Origin of the sequence: Stenotrophomonas sp. SrG, from assembly GCF_050031795.1 — a bacterium.
Classification (GTDB): Bacteria; Pseudomonadota; Gammaproteobacteria; order Xanthomonadales; family Xanthomonadaceae; genus Stenotrophomonas; species Stenotrophomonas rhizophila_A.
Window position 1 is genome coordinate 1 of record NZ_JBNBBE010000492.1, and the last position, 255, is coordinate 255.

1 protein-coding gene is annotated in these 255 nt (G+C 71.4%); it reads left to right on the plus strand.

Translation table 11 applies throughout. The features are described 5' to 3' along the window. On the plus strand, window positions 1-255 hold a 255-nt coding region (locus ACQG3P_RS20595; RefSeq protein WP_426806086.1), incomplete at both ends, for an SDR family NAD(P)-dependent oxidoreductase.

A 255-nucleotide genomic window follows, 5' to 3' on the forward strand; every position in this document is an offset into this window, starting at 1 on the left:
ACCGACACCGATGACGCCCAATGGCACCGGGTGTTCGCGGTCAATGCCGGCGGCGTCTTCCATCTATCCCGTGCGCTGGCCCGGGTGATGATCCCGCGCGGGCCGGGTGCCATCGTGACGGTGAGCTCGAATGCCGCCGGCGTGCCGCGCCATGGCATGGCCGCGTACGCGGCGTCGATGGCGGCGGCGACCATGTTCACCCGCTGCCTGGGCCTGGAACTGGCGCCGCACGGCATCCGCTGCAACATCGGGGCG